Annotated in this window: 15 protein-coding genes; 2 read left to right on the top strand and 13 right to left on the bottom strand. The window is 39.7% G+C overall.

The window, feature by feature from the left end; genetic code table 11:
• Positions 1-103: 103 nt before the first annotated feature.
• The 11 genes from DRW42_RS21845 to DRW42_RS21795 all read right to left on the bottom strand — a co-directional run bounded on the left by DRW42_RS21845 (position 104) and on the right by DRW42_RS21795 (position 18,019).
• Positions 104-1,999 carry a DEAD/DEAH box helicase gene (locus tag DRW42_RS21845; RefSeq protein WP_113950979.1) on the bottom strand — a complete coding sequence of 632 codons (1,896 nt, stop codon included), beginning with the start codon at positions 1,997-1,999 and terminating at the stop codon, positions 104-106.
• 645 nt (positions 2,000-2,644) lie between these two features.
• Entirely contained in the window at positions 2,645-5,314 is a 2,670-nt protein-coding gene (locus DRW42_RS21840; RefSeq protein ID WP_113950978.1) for a glycoside hydrolase family 3 N-terminal domain-containing protein, read from the bottom strand.
• Positions 5,314-6,747, bottom strand: a complete 1,434-nt coding sequence (locus DRW42_RS21835; protein WP_113950977.1) for an alpha-L-fucosidase — start codon at positions 6,745-6,747, stop codon at positions 5,314-5,316. The genes DRW42_RS21840 and DRW42_RS21835 overlap by 1 nt, the downstream gene beginning before the upstream one ends.
• A 79-nt stretch (positions 6,748-6,826) precedes the next feature.
• Complete coding sequence (locus DRW42_RS21830; RefSeq protein WP_113950975.1) at positions 6,827-8,014, bottom strand: ROK family protein; 1,188 nt, start codon at positions 8,012-8,014, stop codon at positions 6,827-6,829.
• A gap of 229 nt (positions 8,015-8,243) precedes the next feature.
• Positions 8,244-9,839: a SusD/RagB family nutrient-binding outer membrane lipoprotein gene (locus tag DRW42_RS21825; RefSeq protein ID WP_158544380.1), complete on the bottom strand. Its 1,596-nt coding sequence runs from the start codon at positions 9,837-9,839 to the stop codon at positions 8,244-8,246.
• A 12-nt stretch (positions 9,840-9,851) separates the two neighbouring features.
• Positions 9,852-13,100 (bottom strand): SusC/RagA family TonB-linked outer membrane protein, encoded by a 3,249-nt coding sequence (locus DRW42_RS21820; RefSeq protein ID WP_113950971.1) that lies wholly within the window; start codon positions 13,098-13,100, stop codon positions 9,852-9,854.
• A 297-nt stretch (positions 13,101-13,397) separates the two neighbouring features.
• Positions 13,398-14,591 (bottom strand): signal peptidase I, encoded by a 1,194-nt coding sequence (gene lepB / locus DRW42_RS21815; protein WP_113950969.1) that lies wholly within the window; start codon positions 14,589-14,591, stop codon positions 13,398-13,400.
• Positions 14,592-14,716: 125 nt separating this feature from the next.
• A complete protein-coding gene (gene dapB / locus DRW42_RS21810) occupies positions 14,717-15,451 on the bottom strand; it encodes a 4-hydroxy-tetrahydrodipicolinate reductase (RefSeq protein ID WP_113950968.1) in 735 nt (244 codons plus the stop codon).
• 123 nt (positions 15,452-15,574) lie between these two features.
• A complete protein-coding gene (locus tag DRW42_RS21805) occupies positions 15,575-16,300 on the bottom strand; it encodes a DUF5683 domain-containing protein (protein WP_113950967.1) in 726 nt (241 codons plus the stop codon).
• Complete coding sequence (locus DRW42_RS21800) at positions 16,300-17,208, bottom strand: ParB/RepB/Spo0J family partition protein (RefSeq protein WP_113950966.1); 909 nt, start codon at positions 17,206-17,208, stop codon at positions 16,300-16,302. The genes DRW42_RS21805 and DRW42_RS21800 overlap by 1 nt, the downstream gene beginning before the upstream one ends.
• 7 nt (positions 17,209-17,215) lie before the next feature.
• Entirely contained in the window at positions 17,216-18,019 is an 804-nt protein-coding gene (locus DRW42_RS21795; protein WP_113950964.1) for a ParA family protein, read from the bottom strand.
• Positions 18,020-18,201: 182 nt separating this feature from the next.
• Here DRW42_RS21795 and DRW42_RS21790 point away from each other — a divergent pair, with 182 nt between their 5' ends.
• Entirely contained in the window at positions 18,202-18,723 is a 522-nt protein-coding gene (locus DRW42_RS21790; RefSeq protein ID WP_113950962.1) for an NADPH-dependent FMN reductase, read from the top strand.
• A gap of 908 nt (positions 18,724-19,631) precedes the next feature.
• Positions 19,632-21,383 carry a HAMP domain-containing sensor histidine kinase gene (locus DRW42_RS21780; protein WP_113950955.1) on the top strand — a complete coding sequence of 584 codons (1,752 nt, stop codon included), beginning with the start codon at positions 19,632-19,634 and terminating at the stop codon, positions 21,381-21,383.
• A gap of 182 nt (positions 21,384-21,565) precedes the next feature.
• Here the strand turns inward: DRW42_RS21780 and DRW42_RS21775 are convergent, their stop codons facing one another.
• Both DRW42_RS21775 and DRW42_RS21770 read right to left on the bottom strand, forming a co-directional pair.
• Positions 21,566-22,045 (bottom strand): acyl-CoA thioesterase, encoded by a 480-nt coding sequence (locus tag DRW42_RS21775; protein WP_113950953.1) that lies wholly within the window; start codon positions 22,043-22,045, stop codon positions 21,566-21,568.
• 208 nt (positions 22,046-22,253) lie between these two features.
• Positions 22,254-24,398: a glycoside hydrolase family 97 protein gene (locus DRW42_RS21770; RefSeq protein ID WP_244215346.1), complete on the bottom strand. Its 2,145-nt coding sequence runs from the start codon at positions 24,396-24,398 to the stop codon at positions 22,254-22,256.
• Positions 24,399-24,453 lie beyond the last annotated feature (55 nt).

Raw genomic sequence — 24,453 nt, 5'->3', positions numbered from 1 at the left:
GACTTTTCGCGGCAAATAAATTATTTCCATAAATAATACCTCTTAAACAAAAAAGCCGCCCCGAATAATCGGGACGGCTTGTAAAAATATTTGGTTTAGTGATTTACCATTTTTTACGGCGCTCGCCGCTTCCACCTTCACGGTTTCCACCCTCTCTGCGTCCTCCGGTGTTACCACCTTTGTCATCACGGCTACGTCCAGAGAAATCTCTGAAACCACCACCACTGTTTCCACCTTCACGTCTTCCGCTACCACCAGATTTTCTGTCGCCGCCACGGTAACCACCGCCACCGCCGCCTCTGCGTTCACCGCCGAAACCACCGCTACGTCTTTCTCCGCCACCGCGTCTTTCGCCAGCGCCTTCACCACGACCACCGTCGCCGCTTTTCTCGATACGTACCTGACGACCGTTGAATTCAACTGATTTAAAGCCTTCAAAAACTTTGTCGGCAACAGCATCTTCTACTTCAAAGAAAGAGAAAACACCTTTTAAATCGATTTTACCCACGCTTTTGCCACCAATTTTACCATTGTTACAGATAAAAGATAACATATCGCCGCGTGTAAATTCATCTACAGAACCTAAGTTGATGAACAAACGGGTGTAACCTTCGCTACCACGTCCGCGTGCACCTCTTTCGCCCCTGTCTGCACCACGGTCGTCGCCAACTGCAGCATTTAAATCAGGTGCTTTAGAATAGTAATCAAGGAAACGGTTAAACTCTAATGAAGCAAAACGTTTGATTACATCTTCTTTGGTTAAATCAGCAAATTCATCCATGATACGAGGAATATACTGATCGATCTGTTCGTTATTCACTTCTACATTGTGTACTTTATGTACCAGAGAGAATAATTGTTTTTCGCAAACATCAAATCCTGTAGGTAGTTCGGCTTTGGTAAATTGTTTACCAATGATACGTTCTAACTGACGGATTTTACCTAATTCTTTAGAGTTGATGATACAGATAGAAATACCGGTTTTACCAGCACGGCCGGTACGGCCAGAACGGTGGGTATAACTTTCGATCTCATCGGGTAAAGAATAGTTGATTACGTGTGTTACGTTGTTTACATCGATACCACGTGCAGCAACATCAGTAGCAATTAACAACTGCATGTTACGCTCACGGAAACGTTGCATTACCTTATCACGTTGTTGTTGCGATAAATCGCCGTGTAAAGCATCAGCATTGTAGCCATCTTTAATTAAATGCTCGGCAACATCCTGTGTATCCAATTTGGTTTTACAGAATACTACGGCAAAAATTTCAGGGTTGAAATCTACAATACGTTTTAGGGCAGCGTATTTATCACGGGCACGAACGATATAATATTCGTGTTCGATGTTTACGTTACCTGTATTTTTTGTGCCCATGGTTAATTCTACAGGGTTATCCATATAGTTTTTAGCTATACGGCGAACTTCTGAAGGCATGGTAGCCGAGAATAACCAGGTTTTTTTGTCATCAGGAGTAGTTGATAAAATGTCGTTGATGTCGTCCTGGAAACCCATGTTCAACATCTCGTCAGCTTCATCAAGCACAACATATTTAACGTTTGAAAAATCAATCGCCTTACGGCCAATGATATCCAACATACGGCCGGGCGTGGCCACTACGATCTGAATTCCCTGACGGATTTCGCGTAGTTGTTGCATAATGTTCGCACCACCGTAAACGGCAACTACGTGGGCATTAGCAATGTTTTTAGAAAAGTTTTTAAGGTCGTTAGCGATTTGTAAGCATAACTCACGGGTAGGGCATAAAATCAATGCCTGTGGTTTGTTAACTTTAAAATCGATTAGTTCTAACAGCGGCAAACCAAATGCGGCTGTTTTTCCTGTTCCTGTTTGGGCCAAACCAACAAAATCATTAGTGCCTTCTAACAGTACAGGAATACTTTGCTCCTGAATCGGCGTTGGATTTTCGAATCCAAGGTCCTTTACGGCATTAACGACGTCATCACTTATCCCCAATAATTGAAATGGGTTTGTCATTCGTCTTTTTATTTTTTAATTGAGCCGCAAAGGTACGGTTAATATTCCGTATTTTACAGATTACCAGACAAATAGTTTATAAAGCTAAATATTTGAAAATAAGGAAGTAACAGATAATGGAAAATGGGGGATGGAAAATGGATGATGGCAGGGCTTTAAACTATGATCAGGGGATAGGGTTTGGAGTTGTTTTTTATTTTGGTTACCTGTTTAAATAGGTTAATCGGTTAATTATGGACTACAAGTGTAATTCCATCATCCGTTTTACATTTTACATAATTGGTTAATTGTTTACCCTTCGACTACGTTCAGGGGTTAATTGGTTAAATGTAAAGAGCAGAGGGCATAGAGCAAAGTGTAATTCCACCACCAATTTTGCATTTTAACCTCAATTAAATTCGTCATCTCGACTGAAGCGTAGCGAAATGGAGAGATCTGCTTCGATAGATCTCTCGGCTACGTTGCACTCCGCTCGAGATGACGATAACCTGAATAATGGTCTTCTTAAGCGGTTCTGTCAATTATATTGATTTTTATACAATGAATTCAAACTCGAAATGACGAAACAAAAAAGCCGCAGATTTAACCAGAATCTGCGGCAACTATTACTCGATTATGGTTTATACCCAACCATAGGGGGTATTTTTAAGGTTTTACCATTAAATTATCTTTTAAATAAAGCGCCTTGCTAGATGAACCGATCATAATGCGATACTCGCCGGGAGCAACGTCCCAAGCATTATTAATGTCAAGTGTTTGAAGTTCTGTTTTACCCAGTTTAAAAGAAACAGTTTTCGTCTCCCCCGCTTTTAAATGCACCCGTTGAAACGCTCTTAGCGAAAGGACAGGCTGTGCCAGTTTGCTCAACAACGGCCGCATATATAACTGCACTATTTCTTCCCCATCATAATTTCCTGCATTTTTAAGTTCGAAACTTACGGTAGCCGTTTCATTTTTAGCAATGCTTTTTTTGCTGAATTTTAAATTGGAGTAGGTAAAGCTGGTATAACTTAATCCATAGCCGAAAGGAAAAAGCGGTTCGCCACTTAAATTATTGTAATCGTCGCCCCTACCGGTAGGTTTATGGTTATATACCAACGGCAATTGCGCCTCGTTTATCGGGTAGGTAATGGGGAGTTTTCCTGATGGATTTGCGTTACCCAATAAAACATCTGCAACGGCACTGCCACCGGCTTCGCCCGGATACCATATATTTAAAACAGCATTTACCTTACTTAACCAGGGCTGCATGTTGATGGCGCTACCTCCTGTTAACAATACCACGATGGGTTTGCCGGTTTTGGCGAGTTCATCCAGCAATATTTCCTGATTGCCTGGTAAATTTAGCATTGCCCTGTCCAGAAATTCGCCTTCTTTTATCCCTGCGACATAAACTACCACATCGTTATTTTTCGCTGCTTTTACCGCATCGGCTATTTCTGTTGACGGCTTGATGTTATGATCCCAGATAAGTTTGATCCTGCCATTGCCTTTAGACTCGAAAAATTCTACTTTAATGGCATATTCCTTGTTTTTCTCAAAGTGAAACGGAACTGTTTTCGTGCTGAAAGATTTCTTGTCCCAATTATCAATAAGCAATTGATTGTCGAGATATAATCGGTAACCGTCGTTTCCTTCCAATCCGATATTAAGGTCGCTATTTTGAGGTACTTTAAGATTACCTTCCCAGCGCACCGAATAATCATCCAACTGAAGTTTTTCATCAGGCGGATATAATGTCCAGCTGAAATTAATGGCCTTATCCTGTTCTTTTTTAACTGGCTGTCCGCTTAAATCTAAACCTTTATAATAATTAGCCGTCAATCCGGTTTTTTGACCTGACGAAAGAAACTGGCTGTCAACCGGAACATAAGACTGAACCTCGCGACTGCTTCCTTTTAAATAATTAATTTCAATATCACCGGGAACAGCACTTTTCAAACCTTCGAGAATACTTATTTTTTTATTCCCTGTACCGCTATAACCGCCTAATCTGGCTTCAACGGCATCCTCGCCCAATAAAAGGATATGTTTTGCATGTTTTAAGGGAAGGATATTGTTGTCGTTTTTAAGGAGAACGAAGGATTTTAAAGCAGCTTCTTTAGCTAAAATATGATTGCTCTGATCGTTTAGCATCTTTTCGGCAATGCTTTCGTCAACGTAAGGATGCTCAAATAAACCCAACTCAAATTTTGCTCTCAATACCCTCGCAAGGGCATCATCAATCCGTGATTTCGGGATACTGCCATCCAAAAATGCAGGCAGAAAAATTTTGTAATGGTTATAATCAACCTGGAAAATCACATCCAAACCGGCATTGATTGATTGCGCCGTGGCATCTTTATAATCTTTAGCTGTAAAATGTAAAACATTAGCGCCACCCACAGCGCCAGCATCAGAAATAACGAAACCTTTAAATCCCCATTCGGTTTTCAGTTTTGTAGTGAGTACCCATTTATTTGAAGTAGCCGGCGAACCAAACACACTGTTGTAAGAAGTCATTAATGAACGGATTCCCACATTTTTAACACCATCTTTAAAAGCCGGAAAATGGATTTCTTCCAAAAAATGTTTATCCATTTCTATAGGATAACTATCGCGACCGCCATCACCAACATTGGCAATAAAATGTTTTGGAGTAACGATAATGTTCTGCCTTTCGATGGCATTCATAAAAGCGTGTCCCATTACAGTGGTTAAGTAAGGATCTTCGCCATAAGTTTCTTCTGTTCTTCCCCATCTTACATCGGTAGCCATATTGATTACCGGTGCCAAAAGATCCCTTAAACCGCGTGCTCTGGCCTCGGCGGCAATGGCTGTACCTACTTTAGCTACCAATGTGGTATCGAAACTGGCTGCCAAACCGATTGACTGCGGGAAAGCAGTTGCGCCCTGCCTCACTAAACCATGCAAAGCTTCATCAAATGGAATAATCGGAATGCCTAAGCGAGTTTCGGTTACAAAATACTTTTGAATTTTATTGATTTTTTTGGCCAGCGAAAGTCCGTCTTCAGTAGTATTGTAGGTTAACATCTGCTGGGCATTGCCACTGCCCTGCGCAGCTGCGCTTACCTGAAGACCAAAAATACCTTGTTTAAACTGCTCTTTATTCTGTTCGGTAACATCACCTGGAGTCATGAACAACTGCCAGAATTTTTCTTCGGGCGTCATCCGCGAAATCAAATCTTTCACCCTTACATCGATGCTCAGTTTAGGATTTTTATAGGGCAATAATCCCTTTTTTACCTGCGCAAAAAGGCTGCAGGAGCAAAAAAGTGCCACCAATAAACAGCTATAGGTTTTTAATTTTGGCATTATGGATTATTTTCTGGCGTAAAGGAAAAGGTTAGGGCTATTTTCTCGTCTGTTTCAGGAAGATCGAAATGTATTTTCCCATCTTTCAATGTCCATTTTAACTTTTGGTTATTGCTTAGAAGTGTAATCAAAGTTCCTTTTTTGGGAACGCTTCCCTGCCATACAATTTCTTTAACCGGATTTTGACCTAGTAAACTGATGCCATAAATCGTCTTTCCATCTTTACTCTGCGTGAACCAGTTTTGTCCGTCGTGATAGTTTTTGGTTATCCTTGTTCCATAAATGGCAACACCGTTTTTACTGGTCCATTTACCAATTTCTTCTAATTTGTTCACTACATCATCAGGCAGTGTACCATCTGCTTTAGGGCCGATGCCTAAAAGTAAACTTCCACCTTTGGCCACAATTTCGACTAATTTATGTACCACTTCGCCTGCAGATTTATACTGATCATTTGGAACAAATCCCCAGGCACCACCTAAAGTCATACAGCTTTCCCAGGGATAATCCAGTTGTTTTTCGGGTATTTTCTGTTCAGGGGTCTGGTAGTTCTCGAACTGACCGTGTACGGTTCTGTCAACCATGATCAAGCCGGGCTGTGCCTTTCGTGCCATTGTTGCAATCTTAGGCATATCAATATCCTGGCTCCATTCCGGTATTGGTGCTCCCCACGATAGCACTTCCTGATTTACACTCGCCAACGGACGTACCCAGCCACCATCAAGCCACAAAATATCGATGCTGCCATAATTGGTCATCAGTTCAGCAATCTGGTTCTGGGTGTAGTTTTTAAACATATTCCAGCGCCATGGATATTTCCTGATGTCGTAATTGTTATTCCGGTTAGCGGTAGCATATTTATCCCACCAATAATATTGTGAATGCCAATCGGGTTTCGAAAAATAAGCACCAATCATAAAATTTTCCTTCCTGAAGGCATCAAACACATATTTTGCTACGTCTTTTCTGGCATTAGTCGAAAATGGACCTTTAGCGATGCTAAAATCTGATTGTTTGGTATCGAACATGGCAAAACCATCGTGGTGTTTGGTGGTAAATACCAGGTATTTCATACCGGCATCTTTACCGGCTTTTGCCCATTGTTCAGGATTGAATTTTGTAGGGTTAAATTTTTCGCTCTGGCCCCAGTACCATTTTTTGTAATCTTCGTATTTGATGGTGCTATCTCTTTCGATCCAGTCTTCTGAACATATCGACCATGATTCGATAATACCCGGAACGGCGTAAAGCCCCCAGTGAATAATCATTCCGAACTTCTTATCCTGCCAGGTTTCCAGCTTTTGTTTAACCGCAACATCAGCAGGCCATTCGTATGCGGTAGATTCTTTTAAAATGTCGTTACGCTGGGCATGCGCCACTGATAACGACATACATAGCAATAAAGTAAAACACTTTGAGTAGCTGTTTTTCATTTGTTTTTCTTTTAATCATGATGAAACGATCCTGATCTAATGAAAATAAGCTCTGATCAGAATATTTTTTATCCTGGTATTAATCGAACAAGCTATTTTCGACCATTAAACTTGCTGCAGCGAGTAATTCGGCCTTATCAATCAGGGTAGAAAATTTAATTTCTGTTTGCTCGGCTATCCGGGGAATACAAAACTCATTAATAGCTTGTTGTATTGGTGGGAGAAGCATTTTTCCGGCCTTGGCACCACGTCCGCTTAATACAATCCGCTCGGGATTCATAATATGGATCAATGTAGCCAAACCTTTTCCAATCTGAAAGGCTGCATCAGATAAGATAGTGATAGCAACCTGATCACGTTTAATTACGGCATTTAAGAAATGATCGACCTTGCTTTTACTTTCATCTTCAAAAAAAGTTTTTAAAATGGTTTCTTCTCCGTTTTTAACTGCCGCTTCGGCTTTTTGAACCATCACTAAGAGAGATGTTTCAACCTCCAAACAGCCCCGTTTACCACAAGAGCATAAAGTATTTGAGTTAGACAAAGGTATATGGCTAAATTCCCCTGCATAACCACTACTGCCACGGTATAATTTACCATTAACAATCATTCCTAGTCCTGTTCCCCAACCAATATTAACAACAAGCACATCCTCTAAATTCCGTGCTTCGCCAAAATTCAACTCAGCCAGGGCAATTAAACTGGAATCATTATCTACAAAAACTGGTAAACCTAATTTCTTAGACAAATAATCCTGTAAGCTTATACCATCTTCCACAGGCATAAAAGAGTAATTCATCCCTTTTTCCGCATTTACAAAACCAGGCATGCCAATACCGATACCAAGTAACTGAACCTTGCTGATAGTTGATTTTTTTATGCACTCGTTTATGAATGAGATCAGCATATCGGCACTGTTATTTTCTGTCATATCCAAATCGATAACCTGGGTTGGCAATACCTGGTGATTGGATAAATCGTAGATCGTTAACTGTGTAGTTAACTGATCCATGGCAACGGCTATAATGTATCTTTTATAATCAGGATTTAAAAGAAAGTTTAGGGGTCTGCGCCCCCCGGTAGACGGAGCCAAGCCTTGTTCTATAATTAGTCCATCCTCTATCAATCCATTTACTGTTGAGGTAACCAGTGGCAGGCTTTTTTTAGTATATTGACTTAAATCAGTAAGTGATGATTGTTTTTTGTAGTAAAGTAACTTAATGATGTCGGCCCGTAATCGTTGCGCTTTCTTAATTGTTGCTGACATTATGGGATGATTTTTATAATTCTATTAAAAACGTAAAGGAAAGGAAATCTATTTTATTTTTTTTAAAAAGATTATTAATCCTGAATTTAATCGGAAGCAATAAATATTAGCCTCTAAACCACGCACAAAATTTTATCTATAAAATAAAAGCAAATGGCTTTCGCCATTTGCTTTTATTTTAATTACAATTTAAAATTGTTTGTAAAAGCTACAATTGTCCTGGTTATGGTTATCTTCCACTCCACCAAACCGGGGTTGTATAATTGTTTTTTGCTTTTACCTGTAGAAAGTTTGCGTTGTTATTTACTTCCTCGCTACTTGGATAAATGGTTCGCTCCATTAATTTCACATTGCTTGGTGCTTTATTTACCCTATCGCCCAATTCCTTTTTCAACCTTCTTACATCCGACCATAATTCGTACGGCTTTAGCATATTAAAGTGTACATACCTTTGATCAAAAATCAAACCTTTCTTCTCTGTATCATTAGCAGTTGTAAATTCAGCTGTTTTCGCCAGTATGAATGCATCAATAATAGCACTTGATGGCTTAGCAGGCATTGAGGCAGCAATAAAACCAGAATAAGTAACATCTTTATTCAATGCATTATTTTCATAATAAATATCTATCGATTGCCTGATAGCCGTTTGATATTCAGTGGCAACATCAATGCCCAAATCTGGCCAACGTAAACCTGCTTCGGCCAACAACAAATGAACTTCTGTTGAGGTAAGCACCATATACAACATCCCTAAATTACGTTCAAAAGAAGATCTATTGTACATAGATGGAAACGTTTTTGACAGATCGGTAGATGTTATGCTAGACCGGATAGCCGAAACAGCAGTAGCTTCGGTTGGCATCGGGGTATAATTACCATCTTTGTCTGGCTGAAACAGTACTTGTAATCGTGGATCATCCGGCTGTCCGGTTTTACGTAAAACCTTAAACATATTTTCGGGTGCCCACAATAAATCACGCGTTTCCTGGATCGAACGGTTAATTAAAAATTCGAATGCTCTGTCCTGTTGTTTATCTACCAAAGTAATTGATGATGCCCTATCCTTACTGTAAGCTCCATCTGCCAATACTTCCTGGATAACTGATTTCGCGAAAGCTGGATCAACATTTGTAAGCCTCATTGCCAATCTAATCCTCAAACTATTTGTAAATATCCTCCACATATTGATATCCCCAGCGAAATAAATATCAAACTTTTTAAAGTTCTGCTGAATGGCGCTTGAGCTTAATGTATAAGTTTTAAGGAACCCTGATACTGATTTAAGGTCGGCCAGCAGGCTCGAATAAATTGTTTGTTGCTTATCAAACTTTGGAAAATATCCACCTGTTGATGCCATCATGGCATCTGTATATGGAACATCATCGCAGGCATCAGTAAGTTGTGCGAACAGGTAATCTTTAATTACATTACTTGTTTGCAGATAAACCTGATATTCGGTTTTCTGATTTTCGGGAAGTGTAACATACAGATCCTGGAGTGATTTAATAGGCCTGAGTTTACCATAAATATCTCCATACGGACTATGTCCCCAGCCAAAGGTGTTTGCTACACCATCATTAACAAAACCACCACTGCCTAGCATTGGATTAAAAGCTCTGAAGGTATGATAAAACTCACCATAAGAATAACGGAAAATCCCCAGTTGTTGCTGGGCTCCGGCATAAAAACCTTCGATGGTTGGATCGGTAAAACCATCAGGATTGTAGAAATCTTTTTCCAGCCTTTTTTGGCATGAGGTTCCTGTTATTGCTACCATAAACAGAAGAGCAGCAACTTTATTTATTGAATTAAAATATCTTTTCATGATCATAATTGATTAAAATACCGCTTTTATGCTCATACCGTAGCTTCTGATAGCTGGCCAAGCGTTATTTTCAAAGTAAACATTTGTTCCGTTTAATGCTTCGGCATCTACGTTAGGCATTGTTTTATATAGATAAGCCAGGTTATTTGCAAATGCAGATAAGGTGATCCGTTGAAGTTTCATTTTATTCACCCACTTGGTAGGCAATGTATAGGCAATACTTACATTCCTTAATTTGATGTAATCATTTTTATATACTACATCCGGTTGAATATCCATAAAACTTCTCCAGTAATATGAATACTTATCTTCTGCCGTAATAATTACATCATTTGGTTGCCCGTTGGCCTTAACACCTGGAAGTACAAGACCGTTATGCATAATAAATGGATAGCGTGAATCAGCAGGTACACCTGAACTGTGACTAGGTAAGCCAACAAAATCACCATTATTATTGATATAATATGGTAAGCCACCACTTTTCTCATCCCTTCCAAATACAGTACTTTCTGCCGATCCGTTACCGATCATGTACATATTGGTTTGCGAGATCAATTTGCTTCCGAATGAAAAATCGATATTGAAATCCAAGATCAAGCCTTTATAATTTAAACTGTTGTTTAAACCACCCACTGCCTTTGGAATTACATTACCTACAACAACAGGTTTGGTTGCATCTGTTGTATAAAATCCATCAGCCCCCACAACTAAATTACCGTTTGCATCACGTACATAATCGCTAACCACAATTTGTCCATAAGGCTCTCCTTCTCTTGCCGTAACCAAGGCGCCAGAACCGCCGCCAACATCCTGCTGTTTAACTCCACCTGCCAGTTTAATTATTTTTGGTTTAGATTGCGATGCATTAAATACCACATTCCATTTAAAGTTTTCGGTTTGAATAGGTGTTCCATAAACGTTTAACTCAAAACCAGTATTGTTGATCTGACCTGCATTTACACGTATCGAGTTTACACCTGATGATGGCGCAACGGTAAGTGGCATAATCTGATCGTACATTTTTGCAAAAAATACGTTAAATTCAAAACCTAGTCTGTTGTTTAAAAATCTGTTTTCTAAACCAAACTCCAGTTCGCGTTTACGCTCATTTTTTAAATCCAAAGGTGGCAGATCAGATGGTGGTGTGTAATAAATAACCGAACCATAATTACCTATACCATAAGTAGTATTGGCAAAATAAGCGGTTCCTGGTCTACCCACATCAGCCAAAGAAACCCTAAACTTTCCGTACGATATCCATTTAGGTAATTTAAAGGCATCTGTATAAATAAAAGATGTACTTGCACCTGGATAAAAATAAGAGTTGTTTTTTGGAGGCAATTGCGATGCCCAGTCGTTTCGGGCCTGCACATCAAAATATAGCCAATTTTTATAAGCCAACTGTGCCGAACCTACAACCGCGTACAACCGGGTTGAGTTTCTTGAGGAGTTGCTAATTAACTGATTATTTACAGAGTTATTTAATGAGAACCAATCGCGTGTAATAAATCCACCGTTAGTATTTCTCGACATATTGTCAAATGTATAACGTTGGATAATACCACCCACAAAGGTGTTCAATTGAAAATCTTTACCGATTTTATTGTCGAAGTGCAATAACGACTGACCGTTATATCTTACTTCCCTTGAGTTTGAAAGACCATAATAACCACCTGTTCCATCGGTTAGCGGACGGGTGAGCTTTTCGCCTGTTTCGCCCCTATTAGTAATTAAATCGAAACCTCCAAGTGTTTCCAGATACAGGTTGGGTAAGAAATTTACCGTAAGTGTAGCTGAGTTAATGTAATGATCGCGTGTATTGTTATAGCTATTTTGGGTTTGATTCCAGAAATAATTTCTGGCTAGACCGTCTCTCACGATACCTCCGGTTGGGTTCTGAGCCTGCCTGTTTTGAACATACCACCAAAAATAGCCAGTTTCTGGGTCAACAATCTGCTCCTGCTCTAACCTTGCAACATCCAATTGTCTCGGAATTCCATAAGTTACAAATGCATCCTGGTTGGTTGCCGGCGAATTATGACTAAAACTATTAACATAAGTACTTGTTAATTTGAATTTAACCTGATCTGTAATATTCATATTACCGTTAAAAAGGAATTTGTTTTCCTGAAGAGTGTATCCCTTAAAAATACCTTTATAATCGTTATTCGTATAAGAAACCCTAAAACCACCTTGAGGGCCGCCTCCCTGAACAGATACATTGGTATTACCGGTAAAACCATCCTGATATAATGCCTTGATATTATCAGGCTGAGCAACATATGGTCTTTTAACATTATCATACCAAAGAATTTCACGCCCATCTAACCGTGGTCCGAAGTTGTAATTTGTGGGATAATATGCCTGTTGGCCGTTTCTTAAATAAAAGCCCTGGGCATCTACCACACCTGGATTGCTCCAAGCCGCTGGAAAACCAGAACCAAATTCGTTCTGAAATTTTTGCATCACCCATGGGTTGTCAATAGAGCGACTGTAGTTAGCCTCAATACCCAATCCCTTTTTCTTGCTTCCGGATTTAGTGGTGATTAAAATTACACCGTTCGCGCCATCCGAACCATAAAGCAAAGCAGCTTTTGCACCCTTTAATACCTCAAACGACTCTACATCATTCATGTTCAAATCGTTAAGTCCATTTCCGGTGCTTCTATTAATATCTGTTGGACCATCTAACATCGGCACACCATCGATAACAAAAAGGGGTCTGATATTGGAGCCTGAAAAAAGCGCAACAGTATTACGGATATTCACGTTCATTCCGCCTGATGGGCCTAATGCAGTTGCATTTAAACGTAAACCTGGTGCCTGACCATAAAGAGCACTCAAACTGTTTAATGGAGATCCATCGTTAGCTAAGTCTTCAGTTTTAATACTTGATACCGAATATCCCAACGATCTCTTTTCTTGTTTAACCCCAAGTCCCGTTACCACAACTTCTTTTAGTGCCTGTTGATCTTCCAACAATACAATGGTTGTAAGGTTTCTATCAGACGAAATTTCCTGAGTTTTAAAGCCTACCGATTGCAGAATAATAATAGCACCATTTTTTACCGTTAAACGGAAAGAACCGTCTGGGCTGGTTGAAGTTCCATTTTGTGTTCCTTTTTCCCTGACACTCACACTGGGAATAGGATTACCATCTGGATCCTTTACCGTACCAGAAACGGTTTTTTGTGCAAAAGCAGAAATTGTTGCCATACATAACAACAAGATACTTAAGCTGGTTAAGTAATTTTTTTTCATAATTTGTTTGGTAATGGTTAGATAATTGATTAGTTACTTTACCAGTATTATTTGATCATCAATCCGGATTTTGCATGAGGATTATACGGCCATGGAAAAACTGAAACCATTTTGCCTACAGGGATAAAAGTTGTACGGTTAGATTTTTACATTTTTTTTACCTACTGCTGACATAACAAACTTATGAAAAATAAATATAAACTTTGCAAATCTTTTTAATTTTTTTAAAAAGGTGTTTTTTGCACAAAAAAAGGCCTGCATAAACGCAGGCCTGGATAAATAATATTTTTATACAGATTAATGTATCCCCATAAACAATCTGCTCCATCTTATTTTATGTAAGAAAGAGGCCGTACTGTCCCAGCTCATCCAAACAAATAAGGCTTTACCCACGATATGGTCTTCGGGTACAAAGCCCCAATAGCGCGAATCGGCAGAGTTATGGCGGTTATCACCCATCATCCAGTAATAGTCCATTTTAAAAGTGTAAGTGGTAGCTACTTTATCATTAATATACCAAACACCAGCTTTTTGTTCTACTTTGTTTCCTTCGTAGGTTCTTATAGCCCTGTAATAAAGTGGCATAGTGGTACTGTCAATCTTAACTGTCCATCCTTTAGAAGGAATTTTGATTGGTCCAAAGTTATCCCTGTTCCATACCCTGTTCGGATCGTTAGGAAAAACCCCTCCAGGTACCGCCCCTGGTGCATCCGGACTTAAGGTAACCGATTTAACAAAATCGAAGGTTTTTAGCTTTTCTGCAATTTCTGGCGAAGCATCTACATCATAGGTGTTTGCTGCAACTGGCGGATTCGTACCCAGGTTTAGCTTAAATTCATCAAGCGCAGCATAGTTAAAATCCATGGTTTTAAACACAATGCGGTAAGGCATCATACCTGTGTTTTTTAAAGGCTCGTTTTTACCGTTCACATTGGCAACACCATTACTCATCGAAATTACATCTCCCGGGATACCAATACAGCGTTTGATAAAGTTTTCGCGTTTATCAACCGGACGGTCGACAATGGTAAAGGTACTCCTCACCTGCTCACGGCCAAGGCTGCGCTCCAGTGCATAATAACTTTCTGCCTGGTTTTCTACCGCAACGGTATCTCCTTCAGGAAAGTTGAACACCACTACATCATTTCTTTTGATTTTAGATAAACCCGGTAAACGGTGATATTTCCATTGTACGCCATCCCAGTAAGCCTTTGTAGAAGTAGTTAAGGGCATGGTGTGGTGTGCAAACGGAAAAGCAACAGGCGTCATCGGGATACGTGCGCCATAGTTTACCTTGCTTACAAAAAGAAAATCGCCAATCAACAACGATCTTTCCATCGAACCAGATGGAATGGTATACGCCTCTATAAAGAAAACGCGGATAATGGTTGCGGCAACAACTGCGAAAACAATAGCATCTACCCACTCGCGGGTTTTTGATTTTTTCTTTTTGGTGGCATCCTTTTTTCTCTGCCAGAATTTGTAATTCATATATCTTAATTTTGGTCCGCGATCAACTTAATCGGTTACCCCTTCTGTTTGCTAATTGGTTAATTGTTTACCCTTCGACTCCACTCAGGGGGTTAATCGGTTAACTGCCCACTGAAAACTGTTCACTACTCAAAAATATCAGTAATACTGAAAAATCCTTTTTTATCTTTCACCCATTCTGCTGCTACAACTGCACCCAAGGCAAAACCTGCCCTGTTGTGTGCGGTGTGTTTAATTTCAATTTCGTCTACCTCACTGCTGTAAATCACAGTATGTGTACCCGGGATGTTTTCGATCCTGTGCGATTCGATCAGCAACTGTTCGGCTTTCGGAAACAATTCAACATCGGTTCCAACCACCTCATTTAACCACTCATTTTTTCTTTCCAGATTATCTACAATACCTTCGGCCAGCGTAATGGCTGTACCACTTGGCGCATCAAGCTTTTGGGTATGGTGTATTTCTTCTACCTGGACTTCGTAAGCCGGGTAATTATTCATCAGTTTGGCCAAAGTCTGGTTGAGTTTGAAGAATAAATTAACGCCGATACTGAAGTTAGACCCATAAAGTAAGGTATTGTTACTGTTATTACAATCGTCTTTAACTTCCTGCAGTTTGCCATACCAACCGGTGGTACCCACTACAACCGGAACATTGGCATCGAAACAGGCATCGATATTTTTCATTACCGAATCCGGTGTACTGAAATCGATGGCGACATCTGCCGATTTTAAATTTTGCCTGGTTAAATCTTCCTGATTATCGATTGTGATTTTTAAAACGATTTCGTGACCGCGTTCAAGTGCAAATTTTTCAATAATCTGCCCCATTTTGCCATAACCTAAAAGCGCAATTTTCATTTTTTTATATTTATTTTCTTTTTATTACTGATTGATTGTATACAAATACTTTTAATGCTTTAAAGGTAATAAAACGATTAAGATTTCATATTCATCAGGAAAAATCATTTATAAATCGTTACATTAAAAAGTAAGGGAGAATTTTAATGCAGGTGTAGCGTTGAAACCGTACATGGTATCTGAACCGATTACCGATGGTGTTACCTTAAAAGAAAGATTATCGTCGATATTGAAAAAATGCAGCCGTGCAGCCACATACGCATCGATAATGTTGGCAGCATAAAGCAAACCGTAAGAAAAATATACAATCTGCGAATTCCGCTTGTATAAACTTTTTCCATCCAATATCCCCTGGTTGGTATATTGCTTTAAACCCGGATCCCCATCTTTGCCCGACGGATTCGCTTCACGATACTGTGCCTCCGCCAAAAAGCGTTTATAATTTTTTCGGCTATCCATAAGGGATAGGGTAAGCGCTGTGGCGCCACCATAAATGGCGGCAATTTTACCTCCGGTGTATAACTTCTGGAAAACCTGGCTCTTGCCGGCCCTTGTTCCATAACCATCACTCAATAGCTGGATATTATACAATTGGCCCCAACCGGGAATAAGCATCGATCTGAAAACGGCTTTTCTGCCGGCAACCTTACCCGGATTTACGTATTTAGCTTTTAAAGAATCCTTTCTGGTTAAAGGTTTTTTGGCGGCCGTATCTAAAGGCTTATCCAGTTTAATTTTCGAGGTATCGGTGACTTTTTTTAATACCGAATCCTTAACCTGCGCCGAGGCAAGGTTTACAATAAAAAATGTAAATGCAGCAACCAGTATTAAAAGTTTAGTCCTCCGCATTACCAGTCTAATAACTCTAAAATCCTGTTTAGGTCGTCATCGCTCATAAAAGGGATTTCGATTGCCCCTTTACCATTCTGTGCTACCTTTAACTTTACACGGGTGGCAAATTTAGAGGCCAGATCGTCCTGTAGTTTCTGATATTGGAAAGATACCGCTCTTTCTTTTTGTTTCTCGCTTGCAGGTACCGGAACATGCTGCAGGTTGCGCACAATTTCTTCTACTTTACGTACCGAAAGGTTTTTATCAAGAATTTCCTGGTGAATGTATAACTGCTTATCTACACCATCAACATTGATCAAAGCCCTTGCATGGCCCATACTGATTTTTTGGTCGCGGATAGAAGCCTGTATAGCTGGCGGAAGTTTTAACAAACGTAGGTAATTGGTAACGGTAGTACGGTTTTTACCTACCCGTTCGCCCAACTGCTCCTGTTTTAAACCTACTTCATCAATCATCCGCTGAAAACTCAAGGCTACCTCAATGGCATTTAAATTTTCGCGCTGAATGTTCTCGATCAATGCCATTTCGAGCATTTGCTGATCGTTGGCACTGCGGATATAAGCAGGAATCTGCGTTAAACCGGCCAGTTTCGAAGCCCTGAATCTGCGTTCGCCCGAAATCAGCTGGTATTTATTGGCTCCCAGTTTCCTAACCGTAATCGGCTGGATCAGGCCCTGCACTTTTATCGAATCGGCCAGCTCATTTAAGGCTACCTGATCAAACTCGGTACGTGGCTGGTATGGATTGGTTTCAACTTCAGTTAAACTTACGTGACTGATATTGCCAATCTGCTCGGTTTCGCTTACAGCATTACCCTGCTGTTTCGGCGGATGAGAAGACTCGCTATCATCTAAAAGCGCACTTAACCCTCTTCCTAAACCTGTTTTTCGCTGAAAAGATGTCATTTATAATTTATAAAGTTGCTGTTCCAATGTTTTCTTCCTCCTTTAACAGGCCATTTTTCTTTACAATTTCGCGGGCAAGGTTAAGGTAGTTTATGGCCCCTTTACAGTTGGCATCGTGCATAATTACCGAAACGCCGTAGCTGGGTGCTTCACTTAAACGGGTATTACGCTGTATAATGGTATCAAAAACCAGTTCGTTAAAGTGTGTTTTCACTTCTTCTACCACCTGGTTAGATAAACGTAAACGAACATCGTACATGGTTAACAAAATGCCTTCAATTTCCAGATCGGGATTTAAACGGTTCTGTACAATTTTAATGGTATTCAATAACTTACCTAAACCTTCTAAAGCGAAATACTCGCATTGTACCGGGATAATAACCGAATCGGCAGCGGTTAAAGCATTGATGGTAATTAAACCCAGTGATGGAGAACAATCGATAATGATAAAATCGTACTGATCTTTTATTTTCTCCAAAACCGCTTTCATTTTATACTCGCGGTTGTTCAGGTTAATCATCTCAATCTCCGCACCAACCAGATCAATGTGGGCAGGCAGTAAATCTAAATTAGGTGTATCCGTTTTTTGTATCGCCTGTAATGGATCAATATCATTAATGATACACTCGTAAATACTATCTTTAATATTCCGGGGATCGAAACCGATACCTGAAGTCGAATTTGCCTGAGGATCAGCATCTACCAGTAAAGTTTTGTATTCTAGTACGGCCAAACTCGCAGCCAGGTTTATAGATGAAGTTGTTTTACCAACACCACCTTTTTGATTTGCTAATGCAATAATTTTGCTCATCGTATGTATCCGAAATTTACTAAACGTTTATTTGGGCTGTGTTATTTATGCGTTAAAATTGTTAAAAAGTTCTATTTTTGCCTTGTTTACGGCCTTTTTCACAATCAGCTAAGATACAAACTATATGGCAATTTTAGCAAGAAGCGCATTTGGGTTTTACACATCTTATTAACAATTTGTACATGATCACAATTATAGCCGCAACCAACAGGCCCAATAGCAATACGCTAAAAGTTGCCAAATATTACCAAAGGCAGTTAAAAGATAAAAGTATTGATACCCATCTGTTCAGTTTGGAACACCTGCCTGTTGATGTGCTGAATACTGATATGTACGGCAAAAGATCGGAGGCTTTTCAGGAAATCCAGGATATGATTTACAAAACCGAAAAGTTTTTATTCATCATGCCCGAATACAATGGCAGTTACCCCGGCGTTTTAAAAGTATTGATAGATGCCTGTAATTTTCCCGATAGCTTTTATGATAAAAAAGCCGCTTTGGTGGGCATTTCTTCGGGTAAATATGGTAATATCCGTGGCGTTGATCATTTTACGGGTGTTTGCCACTACATTCACCTCAATATTTTACCACTGCGCCTTCATATTCCTAATATCAAGAGCGAACTAGATGCCGAAGGCAATTTTACCCATCCCGATACGATAAAATTTACCAGCGAACAGATCGAAAAGTTTATCAGTTTTTAACAAATACTTTTTTTGCATTTTAAAGGTCGCATGCCGTTCCGTAGGAACGATTCATGGGTTAAAAATTTTAACCACAGATGCGCACAGATAAACACAGATTTATATCTATGTGCATCCCTGCCTAAATGGCCAGACAGACTTTTCGTTTCTTGAGAATATGGACTAGCAGTCGGTAAATAGTGTTTATCAATGCCTGACGCCCAATGCCGTTCCGTAGGAACGATTCATGGGTAGCCAATTGCAAAATTGGCGTTTTCGTTCCGTAGGAACGTTTGGTATTTTAAACGTTCATATATCTACTGGCCGCGCCACATAAACCCGATGGCAGCGGTCCCTCCCGATTTCACATTGGGATTCATCGGGATAAAGCGTACAGCGGGAATGCTCCAACCCAAATGCACCGAACCTGCTTTCCAAAAAAGAAAAAAACCTTTATTAGTCCGGCGTGAAGCCTGACGCCCAAGGTCGTTCCGTAGGAACGATTCATGGGTAGCCAATTGTAAAATTGGCGTTTTCGTTCCGTAGGAACGTTTGGTGATTTAAACATTCAAACGCTACAAGATCTGCTTTCAAAAAGACGAGACTACTTCTTGCGTCAGGCATGAAGCCAGACGCTACGCCCCCCCTTTATTAAAGGAAAACATTAATTAAACCTCCAAAAGCAATATTTCAAAATGGGAAAAACCCTTCCAAAATGAAAAGGTTTATTTGTACCAAAAAGCAGCAAAAAATCGTATCTAATTCAAAAACAATAATTTAAAATACAATATCATTCATTGGCATCACATTTGGCAACAACCTGATGTGACGCTAATTTATTTAACCTTTGTTATGTAAATTAGTTCATCAGGAAAGATTTAATTAAAACCTATTTTTACCACAAAAAGGGGAGAAAAAAATATACAACCATGAAAATTAAAACCAAACTCCGCCTCGGATTCGGGTTTCTCTTTATAATCGTTTTATCCTTCGGGTTAATTGCGCTATTCTATCTGAACGAGCTATCCGATAAATCGAAAGTGATTCTTAAAGACAACTACAAATCGCTGAAATATGTTGCAGCGATGCGCAATATCATTGACCAGAACCAGTTTCCGTTAAAAAGTCAGCAACAGACTATATTTACCGAAAACTTAAATAACGAGAGCAAAAATATCACCGAACCGGGTGAAAAAGCGGCCTTTCAAAAACTGGAATCGGCATTTAACATGCTAAACAAGCCGCAATCTGCATTCATCAAAGAAAATAACATTAAGGATTTACGCATAGCCCTTCAAAATATCGAACAGGTAAATATGAAGGCCATTTACGATAAAAACGAACTGGCCAATCAGGCTTCATCGAGGGCAAACCTGTACATTATGATTGCTGCCACCCTGAGCTTTATCATCCTGTTTACTTTTATTGTCAACTTTCCGGGTTTTGTGGCCAATCCACTGGCCGAATTCAGCGCTGCCATTAAACAAATCAGCCGGAAGAATTATAAACAACGCCTGCATTTTGAAAATGGTGATGAATTTACCGAACTGGCTGACTCGTTTAACGGCATGGTGGTTAAATTAAACGAATGGGAAAACAGCAATTTATCAAAAATCAAGTCTGAGAAATCGCGTATTGAAGCCATTATTGCGCAAATGCAGGATGCTATTATCGGTTTAAATGAAAAAGGCGAAGTGTTATTTTTAAACCACCTGGCTGCAAAATTAATGAACCTGGATGAAGATAAGGTAATTGGACAAAATGTTGCGGAACTGATGCAGAAAAACGAACTCCTAAAACGCATAATCAAACCCGAAACGGATGATAATACGTTAAAAATCTATGCCGATGAAAAGGAATCTTATTTCCTTTTAGAAAACCGTGAAATTATTATCCCGAACTACGAGGAGCAGGAAGAAAAAACTTTAATTGCCTCGTCAAAATCGGCAGGCAGTGTTTATATCCTGAAAAACATTACCCAGTTTAAAGAACTGGATGAGGCTAAAACCAATTTTATCGCTACGGTTTCGCATGAGTTAAAAACACCCCTATCATCTATCAAAATGAGTCTAAAACTGCTTAACGATGAACGCGTGGGTGCTATGAACGAAGAACAGCACGAACTGCTGAACCATATTAAAGAAGATAGCGACAGGCTTTTAAAAATCACCAGTGAGCTGCTCGATCTTTCCCAGGTAGAAACCGGCAATTTAAAACTCACTTTTGCCCTAACCAAACCTGAGGATATTGTACAATATGCCATAGATGCGGTTAAATTTCAGGCAGAACAAAAATCCATCAATCTCGAATTGAACTGCGATCAAAACCTCCCAAATGTAAATGCCGATATTCAAAAAACAGCCTGGGTACTGGTTAACTTTTTATCGAATGCGCTGCGTTACAGTTCAGAAAAATCGAAAGTGGTGATCGATGTTTTACAAAAAGACCAGTTCATCGAGTTTTCGGTGCAGGATTTTGGAAAGGGAATCGACGAAAAATACCAGAAACGTTTATTCGACAGGTATTTTCAGGTACCTACAGACGGACAGAATAAATCGGGATCAGGTTTGGGCTTGGCCATTTCAAAAGATTTTATCGAAGCAGAACAGGGAAAAATATGGGTAGTTAGTGCCATTGGTGAAGGCAGTAAATTCTGTTTTAGTTTGCCGGTTGTGGCTTAGGGAAATGGATGATGTTTGATGAAAATGGATAAGGGGTAAACCAATGAACTAATGACCAATGAACAATGAACCAATGACCAATGACCAATGACCAATGAACATGTTCTTCAGTTAACCAGTTAACCATTTTTGTAATCCTGAGCGTAGTCGAAGGAAACAATTAGCCCTCATCCGCTACCCGCTTAGCGCTCTACATAAGGTTCCATTTCCTTATCAATACTTTTACGCAGTTCCATCAGTTTAATGGCATAGCCATGCATGGCGATTTCTTTTTCTGTTTTGGGTTTAAAAACGGGGATTGGTTGAGGTTGTCCGTTATCATCAACTGCTACAAAAACGATGATACAGTGTGTGTTTTTAACAAAATCGCCTTTACCTACGGGTTTGGAAAAGGCATCAACCGCAATATGCATGCTGGTTTTACCGGTGTAAATAATCCTGGCTTCCATTTTAACCAAATGACCGATATGTACCGGATGGAAAAAGCGGATACCGCCAACGTACACGGTTACGCAATAACTCTGGCTCCATTGCAACGCACAGGCAAAAGCAGCCTGATCAATCCATTTCATCATCATACCACCATGTACTTTGCCACCGTAATTAACATCAGAAGGTTCGCTTAAAAATTGAAGTTCGATATGGTTTTTGGTCTTTGGCATAATGGTATTTTGCTTGGTTTAACGGTATTGCTAAGATATTATAAAATAGATGAGCCACAAAATCATTTAACCACAGATAAAAAGGATAAACACAGATAGAGATATATTATCCGTGTTTATCTGTGTCCATCTGTGGCAAAAAAACAATGAAAAAGTCGTAGCGGGACGCTACGAGTAGAGAAGTTGGAAACAACTGACGCCACGAGATTTATTTTGCCATAATGCTTATCGCATATCCCCCACCCGGTGCACAATATTGCGTTAATTTCGTTTTATTGGTTACTTCCATTTTACGGATGGTATAAGCTTTCGGATTGGTTTCATAATGAGCATCCTTTGAATCAGCATAAATGGTTGCGGTATATTTTTTACCCGGATCGAGGAAACTGAAATCTATTTTAGAAGTGCGTGCTTCCTCATCATTGGTACGGCCAACAAACCAGTTGTTTTTTCCTTTAGCTTTACGTGCAAAAGTGATGTAATCACCAGGTTCTGCCTCTAAAACTTTGGTATCGTCCCAATCTACCGCCACATCCTTAATAAACTGGAAAGCGTCCATGTATTTGTTATAAGTTTCGGGTAAATCGGCAGCCATTTGCAGCGGACTATACATGGTAACATAAAGCGCCAGCTGACGGGCCAGTGTACTGTGAACAAAAGAAGTATTTTCGGGATTATAAGCGCTTACTTTGGTTTCGAAGATACCGGGAGTATAATCCATTGGTCCGCCGATTAAACGTGTAAATGGTAAAATGGTGGTATGATCGGCATTGTTACCACCAAAGGCTTCATATTCCGTTCCCCTGGCCGATTCGTTTCCGATCAGGTTCGGATAAGTACGTGCCAAACCAGTAGGGCGAACAGCTTCATGCGCATTTACCATAATTTTATATTCAGCTGCTTTTTGAATGGCATACAGGTAATGGTTGTTTAACCACTGACCGTAATGGTGCTCGCCCCTTGGAATCATATTGCCCACATAACCGCTTTTCACCGCATCGTAACCATTGGCTTTCATAAATTTATAAGCCGTATCTAAATGGCGCTCATAGTTGCGTACCGAAGATGAAGTTTCATGGTGCATAATCATTTTAATGCCTTTACTTGCTGCGTAACGGTGCAGTTCTTTCACGTCAAAATCAGGGTATGGTGTTACAAAATCAAAAACATAATCTTTCGTTTTACCAAACCAATCTTCCCAACCTTCGTTCCAGCCTTCTACCAAAACCGCATCGAGTCCGTTTTTAGCAGCAAAATCAATATATTCTTTTACATGGGCCGTATTCGCAGCATGTTTTCCATTAGGTTTAGTTTTGGCATAATCGGTTACACCCAATTGTACACTGGTTAAATCGTTGTAAGCCCAGGTACTTTTTCCGGTGATCATTTCCCACCAAACACCCACATATTTGGTTGGTTTTATCCACGATACATCCTTAAATTTTGTTGGTTCGTTAAGGTTGTAGGTAAGTTTCGAGGTTAAAATATCGGCTGCTTTATCACTCACAATAATGGTACGCCACGGAGATAAACAAGGTGCCTGCATATAACCTTTATCGCCTACGGCATCGGGTGTTAACCACGATTCTAAAACCATATTCTTATCATCGAGATTTAACGACATCAAAGAATAATTGATCAAAGCGGCTTCGTGGATATTAATATATAAACCATCTTTACTCTTCATCATCAAAGGTGTTTGTAAACCTGTTGGAGAAAAAGTAGTTTGCGAGGCATTTGGCGTTACCGCAGCTTTCATTTTACCCCTAACCTCTGATAAATTTGAAGTTACCGTGCTGTACTCCTGTGTATCGTAATCGCCCGGAAGCCAGAATGCCTTATGATCGCCAGCCAGTGCAAACTGTGTTCTTTCCTCTTTAATTACAAAATAGTCTAAATTTTTCTGTTCGGGGAATTCATATCTGAAGCCTAACCCATCATTAAATAAACGCAAACGCACAATAATGTAACGGCTGGTTTCTTTTTGTGTTAAGGTTACGGCCAGTTCGTTATAGTGGTTTACAATTTCTTTTACCTCGCCCCAAACCGGTTTCCAGGTCTCGTTAAAAGTGCTGGTTTTGGTATCGGTAATATCGAAACCATCCAGTAACGATTTACCTTCTTTAAGTTCAAGCCCCAGCTTACTGGTTTTAATAACATCTTTTCCTTTGTACTTTAAACTATAGGTAGGTGCTCCCCCTTCAGCCAAAGCAAAAGTGGCCACCAGATTGCCATCCGGCGACTTCAAATTTTTTTCGGGAACGTTCCCGAAAACATTCCCAAAAAAAAGCAATGTGCATATTAAAGTAAGGATTTTAGAGCGGTTAAAAGATTGGTTAGATTTCTTATTCATTTTATCATTTATTTATTTTTATTACTAATTTATATCAATTTAGAACTTGCAGGTT

It is taken from the genome of Pedobacter miscanthi (assembly GCF_003315595.1).
Classification (GTDB): domain Bacteria; phylum Bacteroidota; class Bacteroidia; order Sphingobacteriales; family Sphingobacteriaceae; genus Pedobacter; species Pedobacter miscanthi.
This window is presented reverse-complemented; position numbering and strand designations above follow the sequence as displayed.

What these genes read in the sequence shown, in the direction of transcription:
- DRW42_RS21845 (WP_113950979.1), bottom strand. Translation starts at nt 1,999, where the DNA reads ATGACAAACCCATTTCAATTATTGGGGATAAGTGATGACGTCGTTAAT.
- DRW42_RS21840 (WP_113950978.1), bottom strand. Translation starts at nt 5,314, where the DNA reads ATGCCAAAATTAAAAACCTATAGCTGTTTATTGGTGGCACTTTTTTGC.
- DRW42_RS21835 (WP_113950977.1), bottom strand. Translation starts at nt 6,747, where the DNA reads ATGAAAAACAGCTACTCAAAGTGTTTTACTTTATTGCTATGTATGTCG.
- DRW42_RS21830 (WP_113950975.1), bottom strand. Translation starts at nt 8,014, where the DNA reads ATGTCAGCAACAATTAAGAAAGCGCAACGATTACGGGCCGACATCATT.
- DRW42_RS21825 (WP_158544380.1), bottom strand. Translation starts at nt 9,839, where the DNA reads ATGAAAAGATATTTTAATTCAATAAATAAAGTTGCTGCTCTTCTGTTT.
- DRW42_RS21820 (WP_113950971.1), bottom strand. Translation starts at nt 13,100, where the DNA reads ATGAAAAAAAATTACTTAACCAGCTTAAGTATCTTGTTGTTATGTATG.
- lepB (WP_113950969.1), bottom strand. Translation starts at nt 14,591, where the DNA reads ATGAATTACAAATTCTGGCAGAGAAAAAAGGATGCCACCAAAAAGAAA.
- dapB (WP_113950968.1), bottom strand. Translation starts at nt 15,451, where the DNA reads ATGAAAATTGCGCTTTTAGGTTATGGCAAAATGGGGCAGATTATTGAA.
- DRW42_RS21805 (WP_113950967.1), bottom strand. Translation starts at nt 16,300, where the DNA reads ATGCGGAGGACTAAACTTTTAATACTGGTTGCTGCATTTACATTTTTT.
- DRW42_RS21800 (WP_113950966.1), bottom strand. Translation starts at nt 17,208, where the DNA reads ATGACATCTTTTCAGCGAAAAACAGGTTTAGGAAGAGGGTTAAGTGCG.
- DRW42_RS21795 (WP_113950964.1), bottom strand. Translation starts at nt 18,019, where the DNA reads ATGAGCAAAATTATTGCATTAGCAAATCAAAAAGGTGGTGTTGGTAAA.
- DRW42_RS21790 (WP_113950962.1), top strand. Translation starts at nt 18,202, where the DNA reads ATGATCACAATTATAGCCGCAACCAACAGGCCCAATAGCAATACGCTA.
- DRW42_RS21780 (WP_113950955.1), top strand. Translation starts at nt 19,632, where the DNA reads ATGAAAATTAAAACCAAACTCCGCCTCGGATTCGGGTTTCTCTTTATA.
- DRW42_RS21775 (WP_113950953.1), bottom strand. Translation starts at nt 22,045, where the DNA reads ATGCCAAAGACCAAAAACCATATCGAACTTCAATTTTTAAGCGAACCT.
- DRW42_RS21770 (WP_244215346.1), bottom strand. Translation starts at nt 24,398, where the DNA reads ATGAATAAGAAATCTAACCAATCTTTTAACCGCTCTAAAATCCTTACT.